This window comes from Stutzerimonas azotifigens DSM 17556, from assembly GCF_000425625.1.
Lineage (GTDB): Bacteria > Pseudomonadota > Gammaproteobacteria > Pseudomonadales > Pseudomonadaceae > Stutzerimonas > Stutzerimonas azotifigens.
This window is the reverse complement of sequence record NZ_AUDU01000087.1, coordinates 1-15,344: the sequence shown is the minus strand read 5'-3', so window position 1 is coordinate 15,344 and position 15,344 is coordinate 1. Positions and strand designations below refer to the sequence as shown.

Genomic DNA, 15,344 nt, shown 5'->3' with positions numbered 1-15,344 from the left:
GCCTCCAGCCTCCAGCCTCCAGCCTCCAGCCTCCAGCCTCCAGCCTCCAGCCTCCAGCCTCCAGCCTCCAGCCTCCAGCCTCCAGCCTCCAGCCTATAGCCCTTCCAACGCCCTCATCAGGACGCTTACCTTGCCGATCGACTCCTGATACTCGGCTCGGCAGTCCGAGTCGGCGACGATGCCGCCGCCGCCCCAGCAGGCCAGGGTGCCGCGGCTGGCGAGCAGGGTGCGGATGGCGATCGAGCTGTCCATTTCCCCGCGCACGTCCAGGTAGAACAGCGAGCCGCAATAGATGGCGCGGCGCGTCGGTTCCAGTTCCTCGATGATCTGCATTGCGCGAATCTTCGGCGCCCCGGTGATCGAACCGCCGGGGAAACTGCCGGCGAGCAGGTCCAGCGGGTCGCGATCGCTGGCCAGCGTGCCGGTGACGCTGCTGACCAGGTGATGGACGTTCGGATAGCTCTCCAGCGCGAACAGCTGCGGCACGCGCACGCTGCCGATCGCGCAGGAGCGGCCAAGGTCGTTGCGCAGCAGGTCGACGATCATCAGGTTCTCGGCGCGGTCCTTGGGGCTGTCCTGCAGTTCCTGCGCGTTGGTGGCGTCTTCCGCGGCATCGCCACCGCGCGGGCGGGTGCCCTTGATCGGCCGGGTCTCGACCTGCCGGCCGCTGACGCGCATGAAGCGTTCGGGAGACAGGCTGAGCACCGCGCCGTCCTCGCTGCCGAGAAAGCCGGAGAAGGGTGTCGGGCAGGCCTGCCGCAGGCGGCGGTAGGCCTGCACCAGGCTGCCCGCGTACCCGGCGCGCCAGCGCTGGGCGAAGTTGACCTGGTAGCAGTCGCCGGCGTGGATGTAGGCCTGGATGCGCTCGAAGGCCGCCTGGTAGTCCGCGAAGGCGAGGTCGCCTGTGAACGGGCGGGGCAGCCGGAAGGGCTCTTCTGCATCGAATTCGACCTCGGCTTCGCTGAATAGCGCGATCAGCCGCTGGCGCTCGGCCGACTCCAGGCGGGGGTGGAACACCAACTGGCTGCGAGCGGCCCGGTGGTCGGTCACCCATGCCCAGGCGTAGAGGCCGACCTGCGCCTCGGGCAGCGACAGGTCGTCGTGGGCGAGCACCGGCAGCCGCTCGAGACGGCGGCCGAAGTCGTAGCCCAGCATGCCGATCAGGCCGCCGGCGAACGGCAGGTCCAGCCCCTCGGGCAGCTCCGCCGGGCCCAGACGCGCCAGCGCGCCGCGCAGGCGGTCGAAGAATGCCGTTCCGCTTTCGTCTTCGCCGGGCCGCAGCGTTTCCAGCGGCCAGGCGCTGAGCAGGTCGTAGCGCCCGCGCTCGGCCTGCGGGCGGCCGGAGTCGAGCAGCGCCACCCCGGGCGCGCCCTGCAGCCGCCCCAGCAGCCGGCTGGGATCCGGCTCGTAGGGCAGCGGGTGGACCTGGCAGGTCGGCATCGGCGTGGTGTCGGGTCAGTCGCGTGGCGGCACGTGACCGAAGAGCTCCTGCGAGAAGCGCACGCGCTCGTCGGCGGTCTCCTGGATGCCCCTGGCCTTGAGTTCCTCGAGGCGCGCTTCGATGGCGTGGGTGCGCAGGGTCAGGCCGGTGTCGTTGGCGATCTGGATGTTGAGACCGGGACGGGCGTTGAGCTCGAGGATCAGCGGACCCTTGTCCTGGTCGAGCACCATGTCCACGCCTATGTAGCCCAGCCCGCACAGCTCGTAGCAGCCGGCGGCCAGCTTCATGAAGCCGTCCCAGTTGGGCAACTGCACGCCATCGACCGCGTTGGTGGTGTCGGGGTGCTTGGAAATCTTGTTGTTCAGCCAGGTGCCGCGCAGGGTGATGCCGGTGGCCAGGTCGACGCCGACGCCGATGGCGCCCTGGTGCAGGTTGGCCTTGCCGTTCGACTGGCGGGTCGGCAGGCGCAGCATCGCCATCACCGGGTAGCCCATGAGCACGATGATGCGGATGTCCGGTACGCCCTCGTAGCTGATGCTCTTGAAGATCGGGTCGGGCGTGACCCGGTACTCGATCAGCGCGCGGTCACGCAGGCCGCCGAGCGAGTAGAGCCCGGTGAGGATGTTGGAAATCTGATGCTCGATCTCGTCGTGGCTGATGATCCGCCCGGAGACCGTCTTGTAGCGCCCCTCGAAGCGGTCGGCGATCACCAGGATGCCGTCGCCGCCGGCGCCCTGCGCCGGCTTGATCACGAAATCCTGGCGGTCCTTGATGATCTCGCGCAGCTTGCCGATCTCCTGCTCGGTCTCGATGATCCCGTACATCTCCGGCACGTGGATGCCGGCCTCGACCGCGCGCTCCTTGGTGATGATCTTGTCGTCGACGATCGGGTACAGGCTGCGCTTGTTGTACTTGAGCACGTAGTCGGCGTTACGCCGGTTGATGCCCATGATGCCCTTGGCTTCCAGCGCCTTCCAGGTCTTGATCAGGCCGAACATGGCTCAGTCCTTCAGAAAGGCTTTGAAGCGGAACAGCTCGGTCAGCCGGTAGCCGCGGTAGCGGCCCATCGCCAGCATGAAACCGACCAGGATCAGCAGCACGGAGGGGAAGGTGAAGATGAAGTACACCAGTTCCGGGATGTTCATCAGCACGTGCGCCAGCGACGCGGCGATGATGGTACCCACCGCGACCTTGAAGGCATGGCCGCCGCCGCGTTCTTCCCAGGTGATCGACAGGCGCTCGATGGTCATGGTCAGGATCACCATCGGGAACAGCGCCACCGACAGTCCGCGCTCGAGCCCCAGCTTGTGGCTGAACAGGCTGATCACCGCGATCAGCACCACCACGAAGGTCAGCACCACTGACAGGCGCGGCAGCATCTGCAGCTTCAGGTGTTCGAGGTACGAGCGTAGCGACAGACCCAGCGCGGTGATCACCGTGAACAGTACGATGCCGAAGCCGAGCTGGGTCTCGCGGAAGGCGAGGGCGATCAGCACCGGGGTGAAGGTGCCGAGGGTCTGGATGCCGACCAGGTTGCGCAGGATGAGGATCACCAGCACGCCGATCGGGATCATGATCATGATCTGGTAGGTCTGCTGGGTGGACAGCGGCAGGCCGTACAGCGAGTACTCGAGGAAGTCCGCCTCGGTGTTCTCGTCGGTCAGCTGGGCCAGGCGGATGGCGTTCATCTCGCTGTTGCTCAGGGTGAACTCCACCCGCGCGTCCTTGCCGCCCTCGACCGCCAGCAGCGGCTCGTCGCCGGTCCACCAGACCAGCCGGTCCGCGGGCAGGCCCTGGTCGCCATTCGCCGGATTGAAATACAGCCAGCGGTCGCCATTGAAGCTGCGCAGCCAGAGTTCGGGCGTCTGGATCTGCTCGTCGGTGAGCTGGATGGTATGCACGCGCTCCATCGGCACGTGGGCGATGGACAGCAGGATCTCGATCACCCGGGCCCGGTTCGCGATCGAGGCATCGCCGCCGAGCAGCAGCCGGACGTTGTCGTCGTTGGCGTTGTTGACGCGCTTGATGGCCTCGCTGATGAAGGTCTCGACGTCGGCCGAATGCTGGCGGATCGGCGAAAGCAGGGCCTCGGCGGCGATCTTCTCCGGGCCTTCCAGCGGGATGCTGTCGCGGAAGATGGGACCTTCGGCTTTCGTCTGCTCGCCGCTGTAGCGCTTGGTCAGCACCAGGCGGTAGTAGAGGGTCTGGCGGCCGCTGGCGCGGCGGGCGGACCAGGTGACGCGGCGGTTGCCGTCGACGCGGTTGATGCTCACGCCGTAGTTGTTGGAGATGAAGCTCTCGTTGAGGCTGACGAACTCCTGGTTCAGCGGCGGCACGAACATCTGCACCTTCACCGGCTCGCGCGGGCTGGCGACGAATTCCACCTTGGCGTCGATGTTCCACAGGTCATCGGTTTCGTCCGCGGTGACGGGGATTCCGAGAACGAAGATCTGATAGGCCGTGATCCCGACGCCGAGTGCGACGAGCAGGAGGATCAGGATTTTCAGGTGCAGTGTCAGGGCGCGCATGTAGGTTACTCGTCGGCGTCGGAGACGGTTGAACAGCCGGGCTTGCCGGCGGCGTAGGTGAGGCTGGGGTCGACCAGGGCGCCGAAGCGGGTCAACGCGCGCGAGCCGATCAGAAGTGGGTATTGGAATGCGCTTCGGTCGGTCAGGTTCACTTCGATGCTGCGCTGGACCTTGCCGAGGCAGAGGTCGAGCTCGATCACCGGACGCGCGGTATAGGTGCGATCTTCCTCGGGATCGATGTCGCCGGCGCGGCGCTTGATCTTGCTGATGCGGGCCAGCGGGCGCTCGATCGGGTGCTCGTGGGCATCGTCGATCGCCAGGTAGAAACGCACCCAGCTCTCGCCGTTGCGCTTGAAACGCTCGATGTCTCGGGCGCTCAGCGAGGCGGTCTCGGCCCCGGTGTCGAGCTTGGCCGACACTTCCAGATTGAATTCCGGCAGCGCCACGTATTCGTTGAGCCCGTAGATGGTCTTTTCACTGGCGAGGCCTGCGCCGGAGAAACACAGCAGAACAAACGGCAGGAGGGGTGACTTGACTCTCATAAATCCCGAATCTTGAGGGTCCGCAGGAGGAGGGCCGGGGCGATCGCGCCCGATCGGCAGGCGCCGCACGGCGATGGGCGGCGATTCTAGCACGCTGATTTTCCGAGCCGCGACCGCGCATGTGGCGAGGTGCCGGCAGCGAGCGGCCCCCGCAGCCATGGCTTCGAGCCACAAGCTCGCGCCTCTGTGTCGACAATCGCGTTTGACAGAGTCCGCTCTCGCGGCTAGTTTCTGCTCACAACGCGAGGATTGTCGACAATGCTGGATTCACTCGAGCCCTTGCTCGACGAGCAGGCGGACAACGAAACCCTTTCCGAGCATGTGTTCCGGCGCATCCAGTCGGCCATCGTGCAGGGGCGCATCGCGCCGGGCAGCAAGATTTCCGAGCCGGAGCTGGCGCGTACCTATGGCATCAGCCGCGGACCGCTGCGCGAGGCCATCCACCGTCTGGAAGGCCAGAAGCTGCTGGTGCGGGTGCCGCACGTGGGCGCGCGGGTGGTGTCGCTGGATCATCGCGAGCTGATCGAGCTGTACGAGATCCGCGAATCGCTCGAGGGCATGGCCTGCCGGCTCGCGGCCGAGCAGATGAGCCAGGCGGAGATCGACGAACTGCGCCGCGTGCTGGAGACCCACGAACGCGACGAGGCCTTCCGGGCCGGCGTCGGCTACTACCAGCAGGAAGGCGACTTCGACTTCCACTACCGGATCATCCAGGGCAGCGGCAACCGAACCCTGGCCAAGCTGCTGTGCGACGAGCTCTACCAGCTGGTGCGCATGTACCGCATCCAGTTCTCCGCCACGCCGAACCGCCCGCGTCAGGCGTTCGCCGAGCACCACCGCATTCTCGACGCCATCGCCGACCGTGACGGCGAGCTGGCCGAGCTGCTGATGCGCCGCCACATCGGTGCGTCCAAGCGCAACATCGAGCGTCACTTCAAGGACGCAACGGACCAGACAGCCAACAAAAGAGGTGAGTCATGACTCAAGCATCTGCCGGGCAGCGCTTTCGCGATGCCGTCGCCAGCGAACATCCGCTGCAGGTGGTCGGCGCGATCAACGCCAACCACGCCCTGCTGGCCAAGCGCGCGGGCTTCAAGGCGATCTACCTTTCCGGCGGTGGAGTGGCCGCCGGCTCGCTGGGCCTGCCCGACCTCGGCATCTCCGGGCTGGACGACGTGCTCACCGACGTGCGCCGGATCACCGACGTCTGCGACCTGCCGTTGCTGGTCGACGTCGACACCGGCTTCGGTTCTTCGGCCTTCAACGTCGCCCGCACGGTCAAGTCGATGATCAAGTTCGGCGCCGGGGCGCTGCACATCGAGGACCAGGTCGGCGCCAAGCGCTGCGGCCACCGGCCGAACAAGGAAATCGTCAGCCAGCAGGAGATGGTCGATCGAATCAAGGCGGCGGTGGATGCGCGCACCGACGACAGCTTCGTGATCATGGCGCGTACCGACGCGCTGGCCGTCGAGGGCCTGGAGGCGGCGCTCGACCGTGCCCAGGCCTGCGTCGAGGCCGGCGCCGACATGATCTTCCCCGAGGCCATCACCGAGCTGTCGATGTACAGGACCTTCGCCGAACGGGTGGGGGTGCCGGTTCTGGCCAACATCACCGAGTTCGGCGCGACGCCGCTGTACACCACCGAGGAGCTGGCCAGCGCCGACGTCTCGCTGGTGCTCTATCCGCTGTCGGCCTTCCGCGCGATGAACAAGGCCGCTGAGAACGTCTACCAGGCGATCCGCCGCGACGGCACGCAGAAGAACGTGATCGACACCATGCAGACCCGCATGGAGCTCTACGACCGCATCGATTACCACGCCTACGAGCAGCACCTGGACGCGCTCTTCGCGCAGAAGAAGGGCTGACCGAAAGACCCGATGCGATTGGCCAATCCAGAACAAGTCCAAGATAAGGAGAGAACCATGGCTGAAGCGAAAGTCCTGAGCGGCGCCGGCCTGCGCGGCCAGGTCGCCGGACAGACCGCCCTCTGCACCGTCGGCAAGACCGGTGCCGGGCTGACCTACCGCGGCTACGACGTGCGCGAGCTGGCCGCCAGCTGCGAGTTCGAGGAAGTCGCCTACCTGCTGGTGCACGGCGAACTGCCGGACGCCGCGCGCCTCGAGGAATACAAGCGCAAGCTGCGCGGCCTGCGCGACCTGCCGCCGGCGCTGAAGGAGGTGCTCGAGCGCATCCCGGCCAGCGCCCATCCGATGGACGTGATGCGCACCGGCGCCTCGGTGCTCGGCACGCTGGAGCCGGAGACCGACTTCAGCCAGCAGCGCGACCGTACCGACCGGCTGCTGGCCGCCTTCCCGGCGATTATGACCTACTGGTACCGCTTCACCCAGGACGGCCAGCGCATCGACTGCGACACCGACGAGGACACGCTCGGGGGGCACTTCCTGGCGCTGTTGCACGGCCGCAAGCCCAACGCGCTGCACGTCAAGGTGATGAACGTCTCGCTGATCCTCTACGCCGAGCACGAATTCAACGCCTCGACCTTCACGGCGCGAGTATGCGCCTCGACCCTGTCGGACCTGTATTCCTGCGTCACCGCCGCCATCGGCTCGCTGCGCGGCCCGCTGCACGGCGGCGCCAACGAGGCGGCGATGGAGCTGATCGAACGCTTCCAGTCACCCGAGGAGGCGGTCACCGAGCTGCTGGCGATGCTCGAGCGCAAGGACAAGATCATGGGCTTCGGCCATGCCATCTACAAGGAATCGGACCCGCGCAACGAAGTCATCAAGGGCTGGTCGCAAAAGCTCGCCGAGGAGGTGGACGACAAGGTCCTGTTCCCGGTGTCCGAGGCCATCGACAAGACCATGTGGGAGCAGAAGAAGCTGTTCCCCAACGCCGATTTCTACCACGCCTCGGCGTATCACTTCATGGGCATCCCGACCCAGCTGTTCACCCCGATCTTCGTCTGCTCGCGGGTGACCGGCTGGTGCGCCCACGTGTTCGAGCAGCGCGCCAACAACCGCATCATCCGTCCGAGCGCCGAGTACACCGGGCCCGAGCAGCGCCCCGTGCCGCCGCTCGAACAGCGCTGAGCCAACCGAGTGAAGGCCGTGCGCGACCTTCGCCTTTCCCCACTCCGTGATCGAGCCAGTGTCATGAACTCCGCATACCGCAAACCTCTGCCCGGCACCTCGCTGGACTATTTCGATGCCCGCGCCGCGGTGGAAGCGATCCAGCCCGGCGCCTACGACGGGCTGCCCTATACCTCGCGCGTGCTCGCCGAGAACCTGGTGCGGCGCTGCGATCCGGCGAGCCTGAACGACTCGTTGCGCCAACTGATCGAGCGGCGCCGCGACCTCGACTTCCCCTGGTTCCCGGCCCGGGTGGTCTGCCACGACATCCTCGGCCAGACCGCGCTGGTGGACCTGGCCGGCCTGCGCGACGCCATCGCCAAGCAGGGCGGAGACCCGGCCAAGGTCAACCCGGTGGTGCCGGTGCAGCTGATCGTCGACCATTCGCTGGCGGTCGAGTGCGGCGGCTACGACCCCGACGCCTTCGCCAAGAACCGGGCGATCGAGGAGCGCCGCAACGAGGACCGCTTCCATTTCATCGAGTGGACCAAGCGCGCCTTCGAGAACGTCGACGTGATCCCGCCGGGCAACGGGATCATGCACCAGATCAACCTGGAGAAGATGTCGCCGGTGATCCAGGCGCGCGACGGCGTGGCCTTCCCGGATACCTGCGTCGGCACCGACAGCCACACCCCGCACGTCGATGCGCTGGGCGTCATCGCCATCGGCGTCGGCGGGCTCGAAGCGGAGAACGTGATGCTCGGCCGCGCCTCCTGGATGCGCCTGCCGGACATCGTCGGCGTGGAGCTCAGCGGCAGGCCGCAGCCCGGCATCACCGCCACCGACATCGTGCTGGCGCTGACCGAGTTCCTGCGCCGCTCCAGGGTGGTCGGCGCCTACCTGGAGTTCCGCGGTGAAGGCGCTTCGGCCCTGACCCTGGGCGATCGCGCGACCATTTCCAACATGGCCCCGGAATACGGCGCCACCGCGGCGATGTTCTTCATCGACGGGCAGACCATCGACTATCTGCGGCTCACCGGCCGCGACGAGGAGCAGGTGCGCCTGGTGGAAACCTACGCCCGGCACACCGGGCTATGGGCCGATACGCTGATCGGCGCGCGCTACGAGCGGACCCTGCAGTTCGACCTGTCCAGCGTTGTGCGCAACATGGCCGGCCCGTCCAACCCGCACGCGCGGGTCGCCACCACGGAGCTCGCCGAGCGCGGCATCGCCGGCCGCTGGGAGGAGACCCCCGGGCAGATGCCCGATGGCGCGGTGATCATCGCGGCCATCACCAGCTGCACCAACACCAGCAACCCGAAGAACGTGATCGCCGCCGGACTGCTGGCGCGCAACGCCAACCGCCTCGGGCTGACCCGCAAGCCCTGGGTCAAGACCTCGCTGGCGCCGGGCTCCAAGGCGGTGGCGCTGTACCTGGACGAGGCGGGCCTGACTGGTGAGCTGGAACGGCTCGGTTTCGGCATCGTCGGTTTCGCCTGCACCACCTGCAACGGCATGTCCGGCGCGCTGGATCCCGCGATCCAGCGGGAGCTCGTCGAGCGCGATCTCTATGCCACCGCCGTGCTGTCGGGCAACCGCAACTTCGACGGGCGCATCCACCCCTACGCCAGGCAGGCCTTCCTGGCCTCGCCGCCGCTGGTGGTGGCCTACGCCATCGCCGGGACCATCCGCTTCGATATCGAAAAGGATGTGCTGGGCGTGGTGGACGGCCGGGAGATCCGCCTGAAGGACCTCTGGCCGAGCGACGAGGAAATCGAGGCGACGGTGCGCGCGGCGGTCAAGCCCGAGCAGTTCCGCAACGTCTACATCCCCATGTTCGACATCACCCGCGAGGCGCGCGAGCAGGTCAGCCCGCTGTACGACTGGCGGCCGATGAGCACCTACATCCGCCGACCGCCGTACTGGGAAGGCGCGCTGGCCGGCGAGCGCTCGCTCAGGGGCATGCGTCCGCTGGCAGTGCTCGGCGACAACATCACCACCGACCACCTGTCGCCGTCCAACGCCATCCTGCCGGACAGCGCCGCGGGCGAGTACCTGGCGAAGATGGGCCTGCCCGAGGAGGACTTCAACTCCTACGCCACGCACCGCGGCGACCACCTGACCGCGCAGCGCGCGACCTTCGCCAACCCCAAGCTGATCAACGAGATGGCGGTGGTCGACGGCCAGGTCAGGCAGGGCTCGCTGGCGCGCATCGAGCCGGAAGGCCGGGTGACCCGCATGTGGGAGGCGATCGAGACCTACATGGCGCGGCGCCAGCCGCTGATCATCGTGGCCGGCGCGGACTACGGCCAGGGCTCTTCGCGCGACTGGGCCGCCAAGGGCGTGCGCCTGGCCGGAGTCGAGGCGATCGTCGCCGAGGGCTTCGAGCGCATTCACCGTACCAACCTGATCGGCATGGGCGTGCTGCCGCTGGAATTCCAGCCGGGCACCACGCGCAAGACACTGGGCATCGACGGCACCGAGGTGTTCGACGTGGTCGGCGAGCGGACGCCGCGGGCGATCCTGACGCTGATCGTCACCCGCCGCGACGGGGAGCGCCTCGAGGTTCCGGTGACCTGCCGCCTGGACACTGCCGAGGAGGTGTCGATCTACGAGGCGGGCGGGGTGTTGCAGCGTTTCGCCCAGGACTTCCTGCAGGCGACCGTTTCCGGCGCCCAGGCCGCCAATCAATGACCCCGTAGGAGCGGCCTGCGCGCGAACCTGCCTGCCATCGGTTGCGCGGGGCGCGCCATTCGCGAGCAAGCTCGCTCCTACAGCAGAACAGGACAGCCAGATGGCCCACGTACCCCAGATCAGAATCCCCGCCACCTACATGCGCGGCGGTACCAGCAAGGGCGTGTTCTTTCGCCTCGACGACCTGCCGGAGCCGGCCCGGGTGCCGGGGCCCGCGCGCGACGCGCTGCTGATGCGGGTGATCGGCAGCCCCGACCCCTACGGCAAGCAGATCGACGGCATGGGCGGCGCCACCTCGAGCACCAGCAAGACGGTGATCGTCTCGAAGAGCAGCCGGCCCGATCATGACATCGACTACCTGTTCGGCCAGGTTTCGATCGACAAGCCCTTCGTCGACTGGAGCGGCAACTGCGGCAACCTCTCGTCCGCGGTCGGCCCCTTCGCCATCGCCGCCGGCCTGATCGACCCCGAACGCCTGCCGCGTGACGGCACCGCCACCGTGCGCATCTGGCAGGCCAACATCGGCAAGACCATCGTCGCGCAGGTGCCGATCAGCGAGGGTCAGGTCCAGGAGACCGGCGACTTCGAACTCGACGGCGTGACCTTCCCGGCGGCCGAGGTGCAGCTGGCGTTCATGGACCCGGCGGCCGAGGAGGAGGGCGCCGGCGGCTCGATGTTCCCCACCGGCAACCTGGTGGACGACCTCGAAGTGCCTGGCGTCGGCACGCTCAAGGCGACCCTGATCAATGCGGGCATCCCGACCGTGTTCATCAACGCCGCCGACGTCGGCTACCGCGGCACCGAGCTGCAGGACGACATCAACGCCGACCCCAAGGCGCTGGCGATGTTCGAGACGATCCGCGCCTACGGCGCGCTGCGCATGGGGCTGATCGCCCACGTCGAGGAGGCCGGCAAGCGCCAGCACACGCCGAAGGTGGCCTTCGTCGCGCCGCCGGCGGGCTACGTCGCCTCCAGCGGCAAGGCGGTCGAGGCTGGCGACATCGACCTGCTGGTGCGGGCGCTGTCGATGGGCAAGCTGCATCACGCGATGATGGGCACCGCGGCCGTGGCCATCGGCACCGCGGCGGCGATTCCCGGCACCCTGGTCAGCCTCGCGGCCGGCGGCCGGGCGCGCGACGCGGTGCGTTTCGGCCATCCGTCGGGCACCCTGAGGGTCGGCGCCGAGGCGCGCGAGGAGGGTGGCGAGTGGGCAGTGACCAAGGCGGTGATGAGCCGCAGCGCGCGAATCCTGATGGAGGGCTGGGTGCGGGTGCCGGGCGACGCGTTCTGACGCCTGGCGCTCTCGCAGCGGGTTCGTCCGTGGCAGGCAGCCTTCCGCTCGGCGGAAAAAAACCGAAAAGTCCGCACTAAGCGGACTTTCCACTGTCTAGGAAACGGGCCCGTTCACTTGAGCCGTCGTTCGACGCCTTTCTCCACGAGAATCTTGGCCGAGATCTCCTCGACCGAAAAGTGCGTGGAGTTGATGAAGGGGATGTTTTCGCGGCGAAACAGGTTCTCGACCTCGCGGACTTCGAATTCGCACTGGGCGAAACTGGCATAACGGCTGTTCGGTTTGCGCTCGTTGCGAATGGCCGTCAGGCGGTCCGGGTCGATGGTCAGGCCGAACAGTTTGTTGCGATGGTTTTTCAACGCAGCGGGAAGTTGCAGACGTTCCATGTCTTCTTCGGTCAGCGGATAGTTGGCAGCGCGAATGCCGAACTGCATGGCCATGTACAGACAGGTGGGCGTTTTGCCGCAGCGCGATACACCGACAAGGATCAGGTCGGCCTTGTCGTAGTAATGGGTGCGGGCGCCGTCGTCGTTGTCGAGGGCGAAGTTGACCGCCTCGATGCGCTCCATGTAGTTGCTGTTCTGGCCGATGGAATGCGACTTGCCGACCGAGTAAGAGGAATGGGACATCAGTTCGTGTTCCAGTGGAGCAAGGAATGAAGAAAAGATGTCGATCATGAAGCCATTGGATTCGGCGAGGATGTCGCGTATTTCCTGGTTCACCAGCGTGTCGAAGATGATCGGCCGCGCCCCGTCCTCTATCGCCGCTTCGTTGATCTGCTTCACCATGACGCGCGCCTTCTCGGCCGTGTCGATATACGGTCGCGTCACCTTCCTGAAACTGATGTTCTCGAATTGCGCGAGCAGACTCTGCCCAAGGGTTTCGGCCGTGATTCCAGTACCGTCGGAGATGAAGAAAGCAGTTCTTTTCATTGCGCCCCAGGCCTTAAGTCGAGAACCGTTCTCGGCTATAGTACGCCGCGCTGCGGCGAGCTTCGAAAGTGCTCGGCATTGTCACTTATTTCGCAAGACCGGGCCACAGCCACACGGATGGGATCCGTCCGGAGTTTTCCAACACAAAGTGGAGAAATCACCTTGGTAGAGTACGTAGTTTCCCTCGATAAGCTCGGCGTCCATGATGTGGAGCGTGTGGGGGGCAAGAACGCATCCCTCGGCGAGATGATCAGCAACCTGGCAGGCGCTGGTGTCTCGGTCCCCGGTGGTTTTGCCACGACGGCGCAGGCTTATCGCGATTTTCTCGATCAGAGCGGGATCAACGATCGCATCCATGCCCTGCTCGACAGCCTCGACGTGGACGACGTCAACGCGCTGGCCAAGGCCGGCGCGCAGATTCGCCAGTGGGTGATGGACGCCGAATTCCCCGCGCAGCTCGACAGCGACATCCGCAGCGCCTTCGCCGAGATGTCCGCCGGAAACGAGCAGATGGCCGTCGCGGTGCGTTCCTCGGCCACCGCCGAGGACCTGCCGGATGCGTCCTTCGCCGGCCAGCAGGAGACTTTCCTCAACATCCGCGGCGTCGACAACGTCATCCGCGCGGTGAAGGAAGTGTTCGCCTCGCTGTTCAACGACCGCGCCATCGCCTATCGCGTGCACCAGGGCTTCGATCACAAGCTGGTCGCCCTGTCCGCCGGCGTGCAGCGCATGGTCCGCTCGGAAACCGGCACCGCTGGCGTGATGTTCACCCTCGACACCGAATCGGGCTTCCGCGACGTGGTGTTCATCACCGGCGCCTACGGCCTCGGCGAGACCGTGGTGCAGGGCGCGGTGAACCCCGACGAGTTCTACGTGCACAAGCCGACCCTGGAAGCCGGGCGGCCCGCCATCCTGCGCCGCAACCTGGGCAGCAAGGCGATCAAGATGATCTATGGCGACGAGGCCAAGGCCGGCAAGTCGGTCAAGACCGTCGAGGTGGACAAGGCCGACCGCGCCCGCTTCGCGCTCACCGACGAAGAGGTGACCAACCTCGCTAGGCAGGCGCTGATCATCGAGAAGCACTACGGCCGCCCGATGGACATCGAGTGGGCGAAGGACGGCGACGACGGCAAGCTGTACATCGTCCAGGCGCGCCCGGAGACGGTGAAGAGCCGCGCCAGCGCCACCGTGATGGAGCGCTACCTGCTGAAGGAAAAGGGCAAGGTCCTGGTGGAGGGCCGTGCCATCGGCCAGCGCATCGGCGCCGGCCCGGTCAAGGTCATCCACGACGTGTCCGAGATGGACAAGGTCCAGCCGGGCGACGTGCTCGTCTCCGACATGACCGATCCGGACTGGGAGCCGGTGATGAAGCGTGCCAGCGCCATCGTTACCAACCGTGGCGGGCGTACCTGCCACGCGGCGATCATCGCCCGTGAGCTGGGCATCCCGGCGGTGGTCGGCTGCGGCAATGCCACCGACCTGCTGAAGGACGGCCAGCGCGTGACCGTGTCCTGTGCCGAAGGCGACACCGGCCTGATCTTCGAAGGCGAACTCGGCTTCGACATCCGCCAGAATTCCATCGACGCCATGCCGGAGCTGCCGTTCAAGATCATGATGAACGTCGGCAACCCGGACCGCGCGTTCGACTTCGCCCAGCTGCCGAACGAAGGCGTGGGCCTGGCGCGCCTGGAGTTCATCATCAACCGCATGATCGGCGTGCACCCCAAGGCGCTGCTGAACTTCGACGGCCTGCCCGCCGACGTGAAGGCGAGCGTGGAAAAGCGCATCGCCGGCTACAGCGACCCGGTCGGCTTCTACGTGGAAAAGCTGGTCGAAGGCGTCAGTACCCTGGCGGCGGCCTTCTGGCCGAAGAAGGTGATCGTGCGCCTGTCGGACTTCAAGTCCAACGAGTACGCCAACCTGATCGGCGGCAAGCTCTACGAGCCCGAGGAAGAGAACCCGATGCTGGGCTTCCGCGGCGCTTCGCGCTACATCAGCGATTCCTTCCGCGACTGCTTCGAGCTCGAATGCCGGGCGATGAAGAAGGTGCGCGACGAGATGGGGCTGACCAACGTCGAGCTGATGGTGCCGTTCGTGCGCACCCTTGGCGAGGCCTCGCAGGTGGTCGACCTGCTCGCCAACTACGGGCTCAAGCGCGGCGAGAACGGCCTGCGCGTCATCATGATGTGCGAGCTGCCGTCCAATGCCCTGCTGGCCGACGAGTTCCTCGAGTTCTTCGACGGCTTCTCGATCGGTTCCAACGACATGACCCAGCTGGCGCTCGGCCTCGATCGCGACTCGGGCATCATCGCCCATCTGTTCGACGAGCGTAACCCGGCGGTCAAGAAGCTGCTGTCCAACGCCATCCAGGCCTGCAACAAGGCCGGCAAGTACATCGGCATCTGCGGCCAGGGCCCGTCCGATCACCCGGACCTGGCCAAGTGGCTGATGGAGCAGGGGATCGAGAGCGTGTCGCTGAACCCGGATTCGGTGCTCGATACCTGGTTCTTCCTCGCGGACGCCGAGATCTAAAGGCGAACAGGCAAAAGGACGAGGGGGCGGATCATCCGCCCCTTTTTCTTTGGACCTGGCGGGTAGGGGGTGGCATAGCCTGTAGCTCCGCGTGCCTGGAATACCCCGGCCCGCGACTGTGCTGGTAGGAGCAGGCCTTGCCTGCGACCGGGATCCGGCGCGTCGCAGGCTTCCTCCATCCCCTCATCCGGCCCTGCGGGCCACCTTCTCCCGCGGGGGAGAAGGGAAAAGCGCTCCGGTGCTATCCGTGGCCGCGACCTGCACCAGCAGGGGCAGGCTCTGCCTGCGACCGGGATCCGGCGCGTCGCAGGCTTCCTCCATCCCCTCATCCGGCCCTGCGGGCCACCTTCTCCCG

The 15,344-nt window shown here is 66.6% G+C and carries 11 protein-coding genes; 6 read left to right on the top strand and 5 right to left on the bottom strand.

Annotated features, from left to right (window positions below; all coding sequences use genetic code 11):
- Positions 1–93: 93 nt before the first annotated feature.
- The 4 genes from pabB to rloA are packed head-to-tail and all read right to left on the bottom strand — an operon-like array spanning position 94 to position 4,511.
- The gene (gene pabB / locus H610_RS0108225; RefSeq protein ID WP_028239221.1) at positions 94–1,440 is read right to left on the bottom strand and encodes an aminodeoxychorismate synthase component I; all 1,347 of its coding nucleotides are present in this window, start codon (positions 1,438–1,440) and stop codon (positions 94–96) included.
- A 15-nt stretch (positions 1,441–1,455) separates the two neighbouring features.
- The gene (locus H610_RS0108220) at positions 1,456–2,439 is read right to left on the bottom strand and encodes an alpha-L-glutamate ligase-like protein (protein ID WP_028239220.1); all 984 of its coding nucleotides are present in this window, start codon (positions 2,437–2,439) and stop codon (positions 1,456–1,458) included.
- 3 nt (positions 2,440–2,442) lie between these two features.
- A complete protein-coding gene (rloB, locus tag H610_RS0108215) occupies positions 2,443–3,969 on the bottom strand; it encodes an osmotic stress tolerance membrane protein RloB (protein WP_028239219.1) in 1,527 nt (508 codons plus the stop codon).
- A gap of 5 nt (positions 3,970–3,974) precedes the next feature.
- Positions 3,975–4,511: a retropepsin-like aspartic peptidase RloA gene (gene rloA, locus H610_RS0108210; protein WP_028239218.1), complete on the bottom strand. Its 537-nt coding sequence runs from the start codon at positions 4,509–4,511 to the stop codon at positions 3,975–3,977.
- 258 nt (positions 4,512–4,769) lie between these two features.
- On the opposite strand from rloA, the gene H610_RS0108205 reads away from it, so the two are divergent.
- The 5 genes from H610_RS0108205 to prpF all read left to right on the top strand — a co-directional run bounded on the left by H610_RS0108205 (position 4,770) and on the right by prpF (position 11,525).
- A complete protein-coding gene (locus H610_RS0108205) occupies positions 4,770–5,492 on the top strand; it encodes a GntR family transcriptional regulator (RefSeq protein ID WP_028239217.1) in 723 nt (240 codons plus the stop codon).
- Complete coding sequence (gene prpB, locus H610_RS0108200; protein ID WP_028239216.1) at positions 5,489–6,376, top strand: methylisocitrate lyase; 888 nt, start codon at positions 5,489–5,491, stop codon at positions 6,374–6,376. The genes H610_RS0108205 and prpB overlap by 4 nt, the downstream gene beginning before the upstream one ends.
- Before the next feature lie 57 nt (positions 6,377–6,433).
- Positions 6,434–7,561 carry a bifunctional 2-methylcitrate synthase/citrate synthase gene (gene prpC, locus H610_RS0108195; RefSeq protein ID WP_028239215.1) on the top strand — a complete coding sequence of 376 codons (1,128 nt, stop codon included), beginning with the start codon at positions 6,434–6,436 and terminating at the stop codon, positions 7,559–7,561.
- Positions 7,562–7,624: 63 nt separating this feature from the next.
- Positions 7,625–10,234, top strand: a complete 2,610-nt coding sequence (gene acnD / locus H610_RS0108190; RefSeq protein WP_028239214.1) for a Fe/S-dependent 2-methylisocitrate dehydratase AcnD — start codon at positions 7,625–7,627, stop codon at positions 10,232–10,234.
- Positions 10,235–10,334: 100 nt separating this feature from the next.
- Positions 10,335–11,525, top strand: coding sequence for a 2-methylaconitate cis-trans isomerase PrpF (gene prpF / locus H610_RS0108185; protein ID WP_028239213.1), 1,191 nt, complete (start codon positions 10,335–10,337; stop codon positions 11,523–11,525).
- Positions 11,526–11,638: 113 nt separating this feature from the next.
- On the opposite strand, the gene ppsR is transcribed toward prpF, so the two are convergent.
- Entirely contained in the window at positions 11,639–12,457 is an 819-nt protein-coding gene (ppsR, locus tag H610_RS0108180) for a posphoenolpyruvate synthetase regulatory kinase/phosphorylase PpsR (RefSeq protein WP_028239212.1), read from the bottom strand.
- Positions 12,458–12,619: 162 nt separating this feature from the next.
- On the opposite strand from ppsR, the gene ppsA reads away from it, so the two are divergent.
- Positions 12,620–14,989 (top strand): phosphoenolpyruvate synthase, encoded by a 2,370-nt coding sequence (ppsA, locus tag H610_RS0108175; protein ID WP_028239211.1) that lies wholly within the window; start codon positions 12,620–12,622, stop codon positions 14,987–14,989.
- Positions 14,990–15,344: the final 355 nt, after the last annotated feature.